This window comes from Rhodohalobacter barkolensis (assembly GCF_002834295.1).
Lineage (GTDB): Bacteria > Bacteroidota > Rhodothermia > Balneolales > Balneolaceae > Rhodohalobacter > Rhodohalobacter barkolensis.
The window spans coordinates 1,206,452-1,221,319 of record NZ_PISP01000001.1 but is presented as its reverse complement, the minus strand read 5'-3'; the positions used below and the strand labels follow the sequence as shown (position 1 = coordinate 1,221,319).

General features: G+C 43.0%; 11 protein-coding genes. 5 read left to right on the top strand and 6 right to left on the bottom strand.

All coding sequences use genetic code 11. From position 1 onward, the window contains the following. Window positions 1-80 precede the first annotated feature (80 nt). The 6 genes from CWD77_RS05065 to CWD77_RS05040 form a co-directional block, all read right to left on the bottom strand. Entirely contained in the window at window positions 81-1,208 is a 1,128-nt protein-coding gene (locus CWD77_RS05065; protein ID WP_101072123.1) for a DUF6588 family protein, read from the bottom strand. 198 nt (window positions 1,209-1,406) lie between these two features. Next, entirely contained in the window at window positions 1,407-2,315 is a 909-nt protein-coding gene (gene rsgA, locus CWD77_RS05060) for a ribosome small subunit-dependent GTPase A (RefSeq protein ID WP_101072122.1), read from the bottom strand. A gap of 225 nt (window positions 2,316-2,540) precedes the next feature. Continuing rightward, on the bottom strand, window positions 2,541-5,081 hold the full coding sequence (gene lon, locus CWD77_RS05055; RefSeq protein ID WP_165779077.1) for an endopeptidase La: 2,541 nt from the start codon (window positions 5,079-5,081) through the stop codon (window positions 2,541-2,543). A gap of 212 nt (window positions 5,082-5,293) precedes the next feature. Beyond that, window positions 5,294-6,817 carry a DUF5723 family protein gene (locus CWD77_RS05050; RefSeq protein WP_101072121.1) on the bottom strand — a complete coding sequence of 508 codons (1,524 nt, stop codon included), beginning with the start codon at window positions 6,815-6,817 and terminating at the stop codon, window positions 5,294-5,296. A 15-nt stretch (window positions 6,818-6,832) separates the two neighbouring features. Beyond that, on the bottom strand, window positions 6,833-9,121 hold the full coding sequence (locus CWD77_RS05045; RefSeq protein ID WP_101072120.1) for an ATP-dependent helicase: 2,289 nt from the start codon (window positions 9,119-9,121) through the stop codon (window positions 6,833-6,835). A 94-nt stretch (window positions 9,122-9,215) separates the two neighbouring features. After that, window positions 9,216-10,523 (bottom strand): glycerate kinase type-2 family protein, encoded by a 1,308-nt coding sequence (locus CWD77_RS05040; RefSeq protein WP_101072119.1) that lies wholly within the window; start codon window positions 10,521-10,523, stop codon window positions 9,216-9,218. A 235-nt stretch (window positions 10,524-10,758) separates the two neighbouring features. On the opposite strand from CWD77_RS05040, the gene CWD77_RS05035 reads away from it, so the two are divergent. The 5 genes from CWD77_RS05035 to CWD77_RS05015 all read left to right on the top strand — a co-directional run bounded on the left by CWD77_RS05035 (window position 10,759) and on the right by CWD77_RS05015 (window position 14,836). Next, window positions 10,759-11,340 (top strand): RNA polymerase sigma factor, encoded by a 582-nt coding sequence (locus tag CWD77_RS05035; RefSeq protein WP_101072118.1) that lies wholly within the window; start codon window positions 10,759-10,761, stop codon window positions 11,338-11,340. Between the two features lie 112 nt (window positions 11,341-11,452). Beyond that, window positions 11,453-12,424 (top strand): polyprenyl synthetase family protein, encoded by a 972-nt coding sequence (locus tag CWD77_RS05030; protein WP_101072117.1) that lies wholly within the window; start codon window positions 11,453-11,455, stop codon window positions 12,422-12,424. A gap of 4 nt (window positions 12,425-12,428) precedes the next feature. Continuing rightward, window positions 12,429-13,247, top strand: coding sequence for an outer membrane protein assembly factor BamD (locus CWD77_RS05025; protein ID WP_101072116.1), 819 nt, complete (start codon window positions 12,429-12,431; stop codon window positions 13,245-13,247). Window positions 13,248-13,256: 9 nt separating this feature from the next. Next, window positions 13,257-13,832 carry a nicotinate (nicotinamide) nucleotide adenylyltransferase gene (nadD, locus tag CWD77_RS05020; RefSeq protein WP_101072115.1) on the top strand — a complete coding sequence of 192 codons (576 nt, stop codon included), beginning with the start codon at window positions 13,257-13,259 and terminating at the stop codon, window positions 13,830-13,832. A 2-nt stretch (window positions 13,833-13,834) separates the two neighbouring features. Next, entirely contained in the window at window positions 13,835-14,836 is a 1,002-nt protein-coding gene (locus CWD77_RS05015; RefSeq protein ID WP_101072114.1) for a S66 peptidase family protein, read from the top strand. Window positions 14,837-14,868: the final 32 nt, after the last annotated feature.

Here is a 14,868-nt window from a genome sequence, read left to right as displayed (position 1 = left end):
AGAATTCTATTATTTAACAAAAAAAAGCACGGTTTAGTTGCCTAAACCGTGCTATCAAGTAAAATTTATAATGGATTTGTTTATCTGAAACTCAACCCAACACCGATATTGGCAACCGGATAATTGGACAGCGTATAAGAACCTGAAATAGTGAGAAGTGATAATCTCAATCTGAAACCGGCCAACGCATGAATGCTGTTTGATCCGTCAAAACTCAGATTAATCGGCTCATCTAATCGTTCGATGATCTTTTCTCTTGTTTCCTCAGAGCCGTCCAATGGATCATAATCTTCATTAAATACTGTAACAGGATAGGAACCCGGAGAGTTAAGAGTCATTTCTGAAGATTGGAAACCGATGCCTCCGTATACGGAAATGATTGGCAGATTTTTCCCAACCAGAATATTACCGGTAAATCCGGTTGCTTCCATATCGATAGACTGACCTTCCCACAGGCTTGGGTTACCCGCATAAGGGTTGTAAATATCCTGACCTTCTTCAGGATTGACTTCGAAACCGAAATCGGACGTCAATTTGGTGTAACCCAGTTGAACGGAGAGATCCACCGGTAAAACAGAACCGCCAGGCAGCCACTGGTTTAAGCCGTGTTTAACGCCAAAACCAAATAAGCTTGTATTGATGTCTTCGACTGTTACAGTTGGCATATATCTGAGAGAAACATCTGTGTCTTTTACGATGCCAACCGTTCCCTGAATCATTGGGGCCGGTACAAACGGATATCCGGTTCCTTCTGGCATGGTGAAGCGGGTAATTTCCTGTCGCAATCCGGTTACCGGATTTGTTCCAAAAATCCCCATTTCAGGGCCCGCCACGTCTTCGCCAAAAGCAGTTTGAGCCTCTGCAGGTCCGCCTACACGATCCAGATTTTCAAAGTCGAGTTCATCAACATTAAAGCTGCGATCACCCGTGGGTACAATAGCAACTCCTGCACTGATTCGGAGGTCGAATCCAAGTTTGCGGTAAGGACGTGCAGAGTTTATCCATCCGGAATTCAAATCTGCTCCAAACCCATTCGCAAACGGTTTGAGATATTCCTGCAATAGCAGGTTTGCATCGTTTGTACCGGACCGTAGTATTTCACCGGCATCATCGAACTGGGCAGCTGCATTTTGAACTCCTGCAAGCGAGATGAGTAGAAGAGTACTAACAAATAGGGTAACTTTTTTTAATTGTAAAACTGTTTTCATAAATAATATTTATTGGTTTGTGCGATTTGAGAAGTTTGTAAATAATGGCATAAGATCAAATTAATGATCAAAATTGTAAATGTAAGATTTTTGATCTTGTAGCAGACAGTCAATCCATTCCTTGCTATTATATTAAAATGAGTGATAACAGACCCAATTGTTACAGAATTTGAGTGGATTCATTTTCTATTCAATAGATTACCGATCAAGCGATTCAAGAATGTTCAGGTAAGAGTTGTACCGGCTGGCCGCAATCTTACCGTCCTCAAAAGCTTCAATAACTCCGCACTTCGGTTCATGATAGTGGGTACAGTTGTAAAATTTACAGTGCTGACGGGGTTCTATCATTTCAGGGAAGTAGAGGGAGAGCTCAGGTTTGTCTATGTGCACCAACCCGAATTCACGGATTCCGGGAGTGTCTACCACAAATCCACCGTCGCTTAGCGGGATAAGCTGAGCGAATGTTGTGGTATGTTTCCCTTTTTGAGAATAAGAAGAGATCTCACCAACCCTTAATTTCAGGTCCGGTTCAATCTGATTTAAAAGAGATGTTTTTCCAACACCCGACGGGCCAATGAAAACGGATGTTTTACCGGCAATCTTTGATTTCAGATCATCGGTATCTCCGGTTTCAGCGGAGGTAATAGCAGTTTCGTAACCCAGCGATCGATACAACTCGGATAGTTCCTGAACATGAGCTCTTCCGCCGGATTTGGCCAAATCCATCTTATTGAAAATCACTCCTCCCGAAACCTCATACGCTTCGCAGGTTACAAGAAATCGATCGATAAAGCCGGTATTCAATTTGGGTTGCTTTACCGATTGTACCACCCAGGCACGATCTACATTTGAAACCAGTATTTGTTCACCTCTGCGGCCGTGCGTGGCTTGACGGGGGATGTAGTTTTCTCTGTCATGAATTTTCTGAATCGATCCGGTACCGTCATCACCAATCTCAATATCTACGTAATCACCTACGGCCACAGGATTGGTTACCTCTTTTTTATCAAGACGGAATTTTCCCGGAAGCCGGCTGTCGATGATGTCACCGTCACAGCTTACTTTATACCATTTACCCGTGGATTGTATGACTCGGCCTTTTTTCATGAGTGAGAAAATACACCCTTTTGACTTTTAAATCGAAAAATGATTTAGAATTAATCGGAGTGCAAAGAGAAAATTCATAAATCATTGTTTAAATGATTTTCTAAAATGCCTCGTAACTGAATGCATACTTATTATGTCCACTGCGCATCAGCGGTAAACAAAAAAAGCCAGACAGAAACTCTCTGCCCGGCTTTTAATTGTTTTCATTCGTTTATCAGCAAAAAGTTAATCCATTACTGTTACTTCTTGAGTGGAATCACTTTTTGCATTGTTTCCAGAAACCTGATTCTTATGGGAATCAGGAACCTTAAAGAACTCTTTAGGATCCTGAACCGGCTTATCCTCAAGAATCAGATCCAATATCGGTTCCATTCGGTCAAGATATTCCACCTGAAGATTTCCGATGACATCTTTTTCAATCTCTTCCACATCTTTTTCATTCTTTTGAGGTAGAAATACTTTCTCAATTCCGGCGCGTTTAGCGGCCAGTACTTTCTCTTTGATACCGCCCACAGGCAAGACCAATCCTCGAAGTGTAATCTCTCCGGTCATAGCCAATGTGCCTTTCACTTTACGCTGCGTAAAGATGGAAGCTACCGCACTGAGCAGTGCCACGCCGGCCGACGGTCCGTCTTTCGGAACCGCGCCTTGAGGCACGTGTATGTGAAGATCCCAGTATTTAAATGCTTCTTCCGGTATGTTCAGCTCTTCATATCGTGCTCGCAGGTAGCTGATAGCCAGCATGGCCGACTCTTTCATCACATCACCTAACTGTCCGGTGATATGCAATTTTCCTGATCCGCGGGAAACACTCGCTTCAATAAAGAGGATGTCTCCGCCATATGGTGTCCAAGCCAGGCCGGTAGCCACGCCGGGAACAGTTGTTCGTTCGGCAACATCGGAGAAGAATTTGCGCTTACCAAGAATATCTTGGATGTCCTTTACACCTACACTCATCTTCTCGATATCACCGCTTGCAATTTGAGCTGCTACGTTACGGCAAACCGCACCGATCTGGCGCTCAAGTCCGCGAACACCGGATTCGCGAGTGTACTCATCAATAATTTTCTCAATAGCTTTGTTTGAGATTTTGAACTGTTTTTTGGAAAGTCCATTCTCTTCAATCTGTTTTGGAATAAGATATTTTTTAGCGATTTCAATCTTCTCTTCCTGTGTGTAACCGCTGATGTTGATGATCTCCATTCGATCGCGCAGCGGTGCTGGAATGGTATCCAGCGAGTTAGCCGTAGCGATAAACATGACTTTGGAGAGGTCATATTCCAGCTCCAGGTAGTTGTCCATAAAGGTATCATTCTGCTCAGGGTCAAGTACTTCAAGCAGGGCGGAGGTGGGATCACCTCTGAAATCGGAACCCACTTTGTCAATCTCATCCAGCATCATAACCGGATTTCCTTTGCCGGCTTTCTTCATAGATCTAAGGATTCGGCCGGGCAGTGCGCCAATGTACGTTCGCCTGTGACCGCGAATCTCCGCTTCATCATGAATTCCACCCAGACTGAATCGCTCAAATTCTCGATTCAACGCTCTGGCGATAGACTTACCCAGAGATGTTTTACCAACTCCCGGAGGTCCGTAAAAGCAGAGGATAGGAGCTTTCATGTCCTTTTTGAGTTTCAGAACCGCAAGATACTCTACAATCCGTTTTTTCACTTTCTCAAGGCCGTAGTGATCCTCATCGAGGATTTTCCGGGCTCGTTTCAGATCCAGTTTATCGTCCGAGAATTCACCCCACGGCAGATCAAGAATCCACTCCACGTAGCTATGGATGATTCCATAGTTAGGTGATGAATTTGGCGTCATCTCAAGCCGCTGAAGCTCTTTATCTATGGTATCCTTTGCGTCGTCACTGAGTCCTTGCTTCTCGGCAAGACGCTGCTTCAGTTTTTCAATATCCTGTTGTTCACTGTCTTCACCCAGCGCTTCCTGTATCGCCTTCATCTGCTGTCGCAAATAGAAATCACGCTGTTGATCGTCAATGTCGGTTTTAACTTTCGATCGGATTTCTTCGCTCAAATTGAGAACCTGAAGCTCCTTGTTCAGAAATTCCATGACCTTTTCAAGTCGCTCCGAGAATTTTTTAATCTCCAGAATGCCCTGTTTTTCTGCTATGGAAACTTGCAGGTTGGAGGAGATGAAGTTCAGCAAAAATGCCGGACTTGAAATATTGTTGATGGCAATGGATGCTTCAGAAGGTATATTTGGCGAAAGATTCACGATTTTACTCGCGGTCTCTTTTATAGACCTCATTGAAGCATCCAGTTCTACACCACTGATATCCATCTCCTGTTGAACAGATTGTACATCCGCCCGGAAGAATGGATCCTTTTGGGTAAACTCTTCAATTTCGATAACACTTTTACCCTGAATCACTACGCTCTTACTGCCATCCGGCATTTTGATCAATTTCAAAATCTGGGCAACAGTACCGTATTTGTACATATCGGCAGGTTCGGGGTCTTCGATCGACTCATCTTTTTGGGTAACAACCCCGATCGTTTTATCACTTTCGTAGGCTTCCTTTACCAACGCCAATGACCGATCACGCCCTACTGTGATCGGGACAACTACGCCCGGAAACAAGACTGTGTTTTTTAAAGGAAGAATGGGGAGGTTTTCCGGTACTTCAGACTCGGTGAGTTTCTTCTCTTCTTCCTCACTCATCAAGGGAATTGCCTGCTCGAAATCATCAAAATTATCGCCTTGATCGTCAAATGCCGTCTGTATTTTAAACCGTTGGTCAAACATGTATTAGACTTAGATTAAATTTTTTTGCTCTTTCTTCTATAAGTGGCAAAATCAGAGCCAAAAAGAGTGTTGGTACCATAACGTCATATCTTCTTTTTCTGTTCTGCCAAATTGAGTGGAGACACTATTTTTATGACACTTGGTCAGTTTTGATCCATTGACTTAATAAAAGGTAAATATTGATGGATTCTAAGTATCGAATTGTGAATGGTTTAGGGCAGGAAGATTTTTATTCCCGCCATAGAGGCTCCAACGACCTCGTTTGTCGGACCAATTTGGCTGCTCTTCACTTTCAGGGCCGTATTGATTTCAAAATATTTACTCTCAATGCCAAACCCGATACTGTAGTAACCCGGCAGATGTGGCGCAATGCGTGTACCCAGGCGAACCGGTAAAAAGGGTAGAGGTTTTAATTCCGTTCCCAGGTAGACAATGGGCGCTTTGGATGCAAATTCGTGATTTACAACAGGAAACCGAACATCACCCATGAGTTTCATGCGATTGATCTGAAAAAGGGCACCTGCCTGAATAGATGTTGGCAGCATGGAAAGAAATGAATCGTAGGAAAATTCAGGGTTCAAGTCATACGGTGAATCCTCCTGATCATTCAGAAAAAATAGGTGTTCATTTGGAGCCCCTGTAAAACGTTTGGGCGCAATGGCAGGTAACTCTTCCAACTCTTCTTCAACTCTGTCGGTTTGGATCTCTTCTGCGTTGTCAAACTGATAAACGGCGCCTAAATCAGTAATGGATAAACTGAGACGCATCGATTTTTCCGTTGGAGTTTGATCCCGCTGTATAAGGGATAAATCACCGCCAAAAGTAATCATGTAGGTGATCCCGACATCCAGCCCAAAACCGAATCCAGAAGGTTTCATCAAATCAGTAAAGGAACCATCAACAAATCCGGGAACCTGACTCTGCCCAAAATAGGTTTGATTTCCTGAAAAGGCACCGGTTGAACGCTGGCTGTAGACTGAACTTCGGTTCCAGCGGTCGATGTCATCCTGATATTCATAAACGTTATCGTACTGCGCATCAAGGTAGGAGCCGGCGATGACCAATTTAGGTGCAATACCGACAATAAATTCTGTCAGCTGAGGAGTTAGGCCATTCAGAAAATCAAACGATTCTGCATAACCAAATGAAAGTTCATGAAAAGATTGATACTGATGTCGAAAGGAGCGGTCGCCATAAAGATTATTGCCGCGTTCAACCGCAGAGGATGAGAAGAAACTTTGCCCCAGTTCAAATTTGCTGTAAACTCTGCTGCGAAACGCCAGGGCGTAGGTTTTTTGATCACCTTTCCATTTCAATCCAAGCCAATGGATGTCGGACATTGATTGAAATGCCGCAACCCGCCTGCTTCCGGGATAGTTTCTGTCCTGTATAATGCTCCGGTCTGCCTCAGTCAGTTCAAGGTTGGGCGACGAAGTTTTGAAAGGTAAGAATGCGGATCTGAATTGACGGGACCTTTGGCTGAAATCTGTTTCGGGGAGCAAATATTCATTGTAAATACCACTCTGCATCACAGATATCTGCATTGAGTAATTCTCCTCCTGTATGTGCAAATTAGCGGGATTAACGAACAGAGATTCGTAACCGGTCAGATATGCCGTACCGCCGCCTCCCAGCCCCATACTTTCAGCAGAAAGGGATATCTGAGCCGTAACAATTCCGAATGCAAACAATTGAAATACCACTCCCAGAGCGGCAAAACGTAAAGCATTAAACAAGAGATTCTCCTCTGATTAACTGAGAACTTTTAACTTAGCGGCCCGAAGCATTAATGTTTTTTGTCCGCGATTCTTAAAAAATACAACAACTCTGGTATCTTTGCCCGATCCCGAACGCTGAATAATTTTTCCGGCGCCAAATTTAGGATGCATCACCTGTGCGCCTGTTCTGAATGGATCGTCATCGTACTCATATTCATAGGTTGATGATGTTTCAGATGGTTTTTTGGAATGAATGGGCGACTTCCAGTTGTGTTCATATTCGATGGTAGTACTGCCGTCATTTCCGCCGGACTCTTCAAAGTGATTATTTTTTTGTTGAATTGTAGCTCCGGTTTCGGTTCGAACCACACCTGAATCTACCTCATCCAAAAACCTGGATCGAGCCTGTCGCTGCTCTTCGCCATACTTATAACGCAGTTTACTAAAACTGAAAAAGAGCTGCTTTTCAGCCCGGGTAATGGCCACATAAAAGAGTCGTCGTTCTTCCTCAATATTGGCCTCTTCACCTTCTCGCGGCCCCATCGGGAATAGATTTTCTTCCAATCCCACAATGAAAATTACCGGAAACTCCAGTCCTTTCGATGCGTGTACCGTCATGAGTGTAACGGCAGGTTTGTCTTCATCATATTTGTCACTGTCGGTAATCAGGTTAATTTCCTGCAGAAAGTTGGAAAGCTTCGGGTTTTTGGTATTCTGCTGGTAGTACGCTATCGCGTTTTGAAGTTCCAGAACGTTGTCACGGCGGGTCAGTGCTTTGGCGTCATTCTCTTCAACCAGAGCTTTCAGATATCCGCTTTTTTCAAGCATCTTTTTAGTCACATCCAATACGGGAGTGCCCGTTTCAAGCATCTCTTTAAGACTCTCGATCATATGAATGAAATCTGCAATTTTAGCCTTTGCAGGTTTGTATATATCAGCCGATTCCACATCGTGAAGGATCGTCCACACGCTTTGTCCGGTAGCCCGAGCTTTTTTCAGTAACTGGTTTAGAGTCTTGTTTCCAATTCCGCGGCTCGGTTCATTAATGATTCTGAGCAGTGCTTGTTCGTCTTCGGGATTGACAAGCAGCGTTAAATATGCCAGCACATCTTTAATCTCCTTGCGCTGGTAAAAGGAGAGACCGCCTACCAATTGATAGGTAATGCCTCTGCGCCGAAGGGATTCTTCAAAAATTCTACTTTGGTAGTTGGTTCGGTAGAGAATGGCAAAGTCGTTGTTCTGATAACCGTGGCGAAGCTTCAGGTCGTTTATGTAATTGACAATGCGGTTCGCTTCATCGCGTTCATCAAAATTTTCAAGCAGTGTAACCGTATCTCCATCCTCATTATCAGTCCAGAGTGTTTTATCGAGCTGCTTCTCATTTTTTTTGATGATGGAATCGGCACACTGAAGAATGAATTTCGTGGAGCGGTAATTCTGCTCAAGAGGAACTTCCAGGGCGTCATCATAGTCGTTTTTAAAATTCAGAATATTGCTGATGTCTGCCCCTCGGAACGAGTAAATACTTTGAGCATCATCACCCACCACACAGATATTCTGATACTTGTCTGCCAGCAGCCGGGTTACCTTATACTGGGCATGGTTCGTATCCTGATACTCATCAATCATAATATACCGGAACCGATCCTGATACTTCTCCAAAACATCCGGATGCTCCTCGAGCAACTCAATCGGTTTGATGAGCAGGTCGTCAAAATCCATAGCGTTTGCCTGCTTCAGGCGCTTGGCATATATCTGAAAAACTCTTGCGGTGATATCATCCAGAGTGCTTTGTACAAACCTGTGCTGGTATTGCTCCGGTGAGATCAGCTGATTCTTCGCGTCACTGATTTTGTGTTGAATTGTGCGGGGTCGAATTTCTCGCGGGTCGTAATTCAGCTCTTTTAAAATCAGTTTAATGGCATTTTCGGCATCCGTAGTATCGTAGATGGAGTACTGACTGTTGTAGCCAATTTTGTCTGCTTCGAACCTGAGAATTTTTGAAAAGATGGAGTGAAACGTCCCCATCCACAGCCCACCCGCCTTTTCACCAATCAAATCCTGAATTCGCTCCTGCATTTCTCTCGCAGCCTTATTTGTAAAAGTAAGGGCAAGAATGTTTTGAGGCAGTGCGTACTGTTTTTGAAGAAGGTGCGCAATTCGATATGTGAGCACTCTTGTTTTACCGCTTCCTGCTCCTGCAATAATCAAAAGTGGACCGTTTACATGTGATGCAGCTTTCTTCTGCTGTTCATTCAGTTGATTTAAAAAATTTGTTGGTTTTTGAGGGTTTGAATCGGGCTGAAGGGTAAACTGCTTCATTAAAAAACTCTTTCAGGGTTTGAATCACTTCGAATCTGTAAAACTACAAATAATTGAGAAAGGGTATGGGGAAAAATTTGAAATAAATTCTCACTCATGGGATGAACAGGAACTGTAAATCCATCACATTGTTTCCGGTCGGTCCTGTTTTGATGTGGCCACCCAATTTTTCAAAAAAATGGTAGCTGTCGTTACGTTTAAGGTAGTCGTTAGTGTCTATCTCTTTTTCTGAAGCTTTACTAAAACTGATTTGATCAATTACGGCACCGGCCGCGTCGGTTGGCCCGTCAATGCCGTCCGTTCCGGCACTCAAAAAAACAACGTTACGATCGAACTGATCCAAGGATTTGATCATTCTCAAAGCCAGTTCCTGGTTTCGTCCACCCAGGCCATCACCGGTTACTTTTACACTGCATTCACCGTAAAAAATCAGAGCAGTGGGCTTTGTCTGATCCTCCATATAAGTCTTTGCCTTGGAAAGAATGTGCTTCTCAAATTCATTGATGGAGCCGGACCATGGTTGACTATCCATGTAAACATTAAAACCTGAATTTTCAATAATCCCTTTTGCCAGTTCGGCTACTTTAGAGGAAGATAGAATAGTGTAACTGTGATGATTTGGAATATTTTTTGATTTGAATGGCTCAAGGTCACGCTTTTCCGACAAATGGGTTTTAACAGAGTCTGGAATACGGTTCCATAGTTTTCTCTTTTCTAACACCGAGGAAACTTCCCGAAAGGAAAATTTTTGAGAAATGGTTGGGCCGCTTCCAATATCCTCAATATTGTCATCGGGTACATCAGAGATAATGAGATCTATAAGTTCATTCTGTTGAAAGCAGTTCAACAAACGCCCGGCTTTAACTTCGGAGACCGATTTCCTGACCAGGTTGATTTCATCTATAGTAGCTCCGGAATTCAGAAGAAGTTTGTAGAGTGATTGGATGTCATCAATTGTAATTCCCTTTGCCGGCTTGCATAGCAGTGACGATGTACCTCCCGAGATTAAATTGAATACCAAGGCTCCTTCAGGTATTGAAGTCGCAAAATCAATCAACCTTTCGGTGGCTTCAACAGACTTTTTATCGGGCAGAGGGTGGGATCCGGTTAATATTTCAACCCTTTCAATCTGCTTGTTAGGATTTTTACTTGTAATGATCACTCCCTTTGTTAGCCGTTCTTTCAGAACTGACGAGACCGCTTCAGCCATTTCCACCGAAGCCTTACCTGACCCTATCATATAAATTGGGCGACTCAATGGGATTTTAACCTTTTGATTCATAATCGTTATTAATCCTTGCTTCGAATCAATCCTGAGTATGGATGGAATAAGCCTGGATGGGTGGGCTTGCCTGAGTGTTTCTTTAAATAGGTTTACAGCGTTCTCTTTTTCAAAAATCATGATGGATCATTACATAAGATTGATTCAAAAGGACAGGAGAAGTGTACATATAATTTTGCTGAGAAGAAGTGCAACTGTAAGGAGTGATTAGAGAAACATTAATTTTAAATATTAAAATTTTCTAATAAACTGAATTTGATTATATTACTTACTGAATTAAGTAAAACAGTAAACAACTGTTCTCAAAACTTCAATAAATACAAAGGATTAACTTTTGCATTGAATCAGGGTGGATATGAGCATTAGTGCGAAACGACGAGTAGATTATTCTGCTCTGGTCGATTATATACAAGAAGAGAATATCAGAAAAACCAATCATCTGCTCGAAGAGATGATTCCGAAACTGGTAGAATATTTACAAGTTACCGTTGCCGCAACAGAAGAGTCGGCAAAGGAGTGTGTTCAGCAAGCTTTTCTAAATGTTTATGAGAGGATTTTAGGAGGTAAACTAAATGATCCAAAATCATTGTTGTCGTATATGATGATGACGGCCCGGAATGAATATTTTAATCAATACCGGAAAAATGGCCGATTGATTAGTGATGAGTTTGTTACAAGCTCAATTTCAGAACCGGCCGAACAGATTGACAGACTGGTAGAACAGGAGAGAAAAGAGCTGCTATTCGAATGCATTGGAGAACTGGATGACGAGTCGCAAATGTTTATTCTCTATTTCATCAATCACCCCGACTGTACGACGAAAGAAGCAAGTGACTATTTTAGTTTATCTGAAGCTAATGTGCGTACTAAAAAGTATAGAATTACGCACCAGCTTCACTCGCTATTTAAAATGAAAGAAGCTGTAAAAGATATTTAAACAGCTATTTTCATAATTTTACTTCTAAACCAAATGCAGTTTAGATATCTGAAATATTGAGTTGTGCTTTTTGTATATTTGCAACCGTTTAATCAGGAATTAATCTACGCATTTGGATTTTTTAAAGTCGTATGCTGTTCTTTTCGAAGAAGAGCTGCAAAATATAAACTTCCCTCAAAAACCGGAGACGCTTTATCAGCCTCAGCGCTATATATTACGTAATGGCGGAAAGAGGATACGACCGGTTCTTGCACTTATCAGTTGTGGGTTGTGCGGCTCAGGCCCTAAAGAAGCCATTCCTGTTGCTCTTGCCGTGGAGCTTCTTCATAATTTTACACTGATGCATGACGACATCATGGATCAGGCAGACAGCAGGAGGGGCGAGCTTGCAGTTCATAAAAAATGGGATGAACCGACAGCAATTCTGGCCGGCGACAGCATGTTTGTCTACTCACTTCTCCAGCTTCAAAACCTCCCGGCACAGGTAGATCACAAAAAGGTCAGCAAAATTTTTCTCAATTCGATCAATACCGTTTGTGAAGGACAGGCGATGGATATGGAGTTTGAGAACCGAACAGATGTTACCCTTGATGAATATCACCGAATGATCGAGGGTAAGACCGGAGCACTGATCAGTTCGGCTATGCAGATGGGGGGAATGTGCGGAAATGCGGATCAGGAGCAACTTGGTCAGCTGTCGCTCATTGGGCACTCTCTGGGTTTGGCCTTTCAGATTCAGGACGATTGGCTGGACGTTGTGGCTGACCCTGATAAATTTGGAAAACGCAAAGCCGGCGATATCTACGAAGGAAAGAAAACATTTTTACTGCTCAGTGCGTTAGAACGATGCAGCGAGCCGGAACAAAAGAAAATTTTAGGATTAATGGCCGATACTCCGCTTTCTGATTCTGAAGTTGAGGAAGTGATCGACATCTTAGAAATGTACAATGTGATCGCCGATACGAAAGAACATTATCTGGAATATTACAGCAGGGCAGAAAAAGCTCTTCAACAATTTGGTGATTCCAACTATAAACAAGATCTTCAACACTTGATAAAATATTTGAAAAATCGTGAAAGTTAAATTCATGCGAACCCTACTTTTTTTATTTTCTGCAGCACTCCTATTTGTTTCATGTCGAAGCAACGAACTTATTCGGCCCGGCGACTCACTTGAAGTTGCATACGAAAAAGCCCTCAATCAATTTGAAGAGGAGAATTATTCGGAAGCGGCCAGTGCGTTCGAAACAGTAATTTCTATCGGACGTGGAACGGATATCGGGCAAGATGCTCAATATTACTTAGCGGAAAGCTATTTTAACAACAGACGTTATCTTTTGGCAGCTTCAGAGTATGAACGATATGCTCAGTTTCACCCCAATTCACCCCGTAGAGAAGAGGTTGATTTTAAAAAAGCTCTCAGCTACTACAATATGAGTCCGAGATACAGGCTTGATCAAACCTACACGTATCAGGCGATCGAAAATTTCAGACTGCTGCTATCGCGGTTTCCAAACTCTGAGTATGCGGATGAAGCGGGAGAATATATTTCAGAGCTTCGGTCAAAACTTGCGCGAAAATCGTACACAGCCGGTGAATTTTACAAGCGAACCAGCAGATATCAGGCGGCAGCTGTCTATTTTGATATAGTCATTGATGACTACCCGGAGACAACCTGGGCTGAACGGTCTCTTGTAGATCAGATGGAGTCATATATTCTCTATGCCGAAAATAGCGTTCCTGATCGTCAGGCAGAACGATTTGAAAAAGCACTGGAAAGTTATGAAACTTATCTTCAGCTCTTTCCAAGAGGTGATAACCGTAGCCGAGTAGAAGATCTTTACGATCGTGCACAGCAAGGGTTGAGACAAGCAGAAGACAGTGACTCTGTTGCTCAATCCAGTTAATCTACTGTTGTGAAACGTGTCGGAATCTTTGGGGGATCATTTGATCCGGTTCACACAGGCCACGTAGAAGCGGTCAATTCATTTCTTGATAGTGGTCTGATTGATGAAGTTTGGATTTTACTGACTCCCACTCCTCCTCATAAAACCGACCAAAAACAGGCCGGTTTTTCACATCGCCTTAAGATGTTGCAGCTGGTCTTTTCAGATCACGATAATTTGCAAATCAGTGATTTGGAGAAAGATCTGCCAACACCTTCCTACACCTTGCAAACGATTCGTCACCTCAAGGAAGAATATCCGGAAAATCTATTTTTTCTCTGTATTGGAGAAGACAGCCTGGAATCATTTCATAAATGGTACAAGTACAATGAGATTCTGGACGAATGTACTTTATTGGTTGTAAATCGTCCCGGATTTGACCATAGCCGGGTGGATTCAAAAATTTTAGAGAACACGATTTTTGTAGATCATCAGCCACTTGATATATCTTCTACTCAAATTCGTGAAGGAGAATGTAAAAACTATTCAATTCCGGATGCGGTACGGAGTTATATTCAAGATCACAATCTCTATCAAACTGATTAACAATGAGACGAAAAGATTTTCTTAGAACTGCCGGGCTTGGCGTCGCCGGGTTTTCACTCATCCAAAAGTCCGGGAAACGGGATTACGACAAACTGATTCGACCGAAGAAGTTGAACAAGGGAGATACCGTAGCACTGACTGCTCCTGCCGGTATTGTCTACGATGAGTCGGAGTTTGACCGGATGAAACGAGTGTTAGAGTCTTTTGGGTTAAATGTGGTTTTCGGTGAGTTTGTAAAGGAGAGATTTGGATATCTTGCCGGAACAGATCGGGAGCGGGCGCGTGATCTGAATCGTTTTTTTGCTGATCCCGAAATCGACGGAATTGTGGCTGTTCGCGGCGGCTGGGGATGCGCAAGGATTTTACCTTATCTTGATTTTGAGATGATTAAAGAGAATCCCAAAATCTACTGTGGTTTCAGCGATAATACGACGCTGCACATGGCATTTTTGCATCGCTCAAACCTAATCTCATTTCACGGACCGAACGGCACTTCTGACTGGACTGACTTGACCAAGCAGAGTTTCAAAAGCGTTTTAATGGATGGTGATAAGGCAGAATTTCATTCAGAAAGTGAAGTTGAGATTGTTTTTCCCGGGATTGTTGAAGGAAGATTAATGGGCGGAAACCTGAGCATTTTAACAACTACACTGGGTACGGATATTCAACCCGATACCAAAGAAGCAATACTCTTTGTGGAAGACATTGGCGAACCGGTCTACAAAATTGATCGTATGCTGGTTCACCTTAAACAGGCTGGGGTATTGGACAATCTAAACGGTTTTATTTTTGGAAGATGCGCCATCTGCCCCGACCCGTCAGATTCTCATTTTACCCTGAAGGAGATTTTACAGCAGCATATCCGCCCATTGGGTATTCCGGCCGTAATGGGAATGGATATCAGCCACGACCCCGATAATTTCACGATTCCGCAGGGAGTCATGGCCCGCTTCGATGCCGATCAGAAATACTTGAAACTCCTGGAATCAGCCGTACAAAGCTAGTTTACAGTCAGAACGCTTTTTGCTTCGATCAA

What these genes read in the sequence shown, in the direction of transcription:
- CWD77_RS05040 (WP_101072119.1), bottom strand. Translation starts at nt 10,523, where the DNA reads ATGATTTTTGAAAAAGAGAACGCTGTAAACCTATTTAAAGAAACACTC.
- CWD77_RS05045 (WP_101072120.1), bottom strand. Translation starts at nt 9,121, where the DNA reads ATGAAGCAGTTTACCCTTCAGCCCGATTCAAACCCTCAAAAACCAACA.
- rsgA (WP_101072122.1), bottom strand. Translation starts at nt 2,315, where the DNA reads ATGAAAAAAGGCCGAGTCATACAATCCACGGGTAAATGGTATAAAGTA.
- CWD77_RS05065 (WP_101072123.1), bottom strand. Translation starts at nt 1,208, where the DNA reads ATGAAAACAGTTTTACAATTAAAAAAAGTTACCCTATTTGTTAGTACT.
- lon (WP_165779077.1), bottom strand. Translation starts at nt 5,081, where the DNA reads ATGTTTGACCAACGGTTTAAAATACAGACGGCATTTGACGATCAAGGC.
- CWD77_RS05025 (WP_101072116.1), top strand. Translation starts at nt 12,429, where the DNA reads ATGCGAACCCTACTTTTTTTATTTTCTGCAGCACTCCTATTTGTTTCA.
- CWD77_RS05035 (WP_101072118.1), top strand. Translation starts at nt 10,759, where the DNA reads ATGAGCATTAGTGCGAAACGACGAGTAGATTATTCTGCTCTGGTCGAT.
- CWD77_RS05015 (WP_101072114.1), top strand. Translation starts at nt 13,835, where the DNA reads ATGAGACGAAAAGATTTTCTTAGAACTGCCGGGCTTGGCGTCGCCGGG.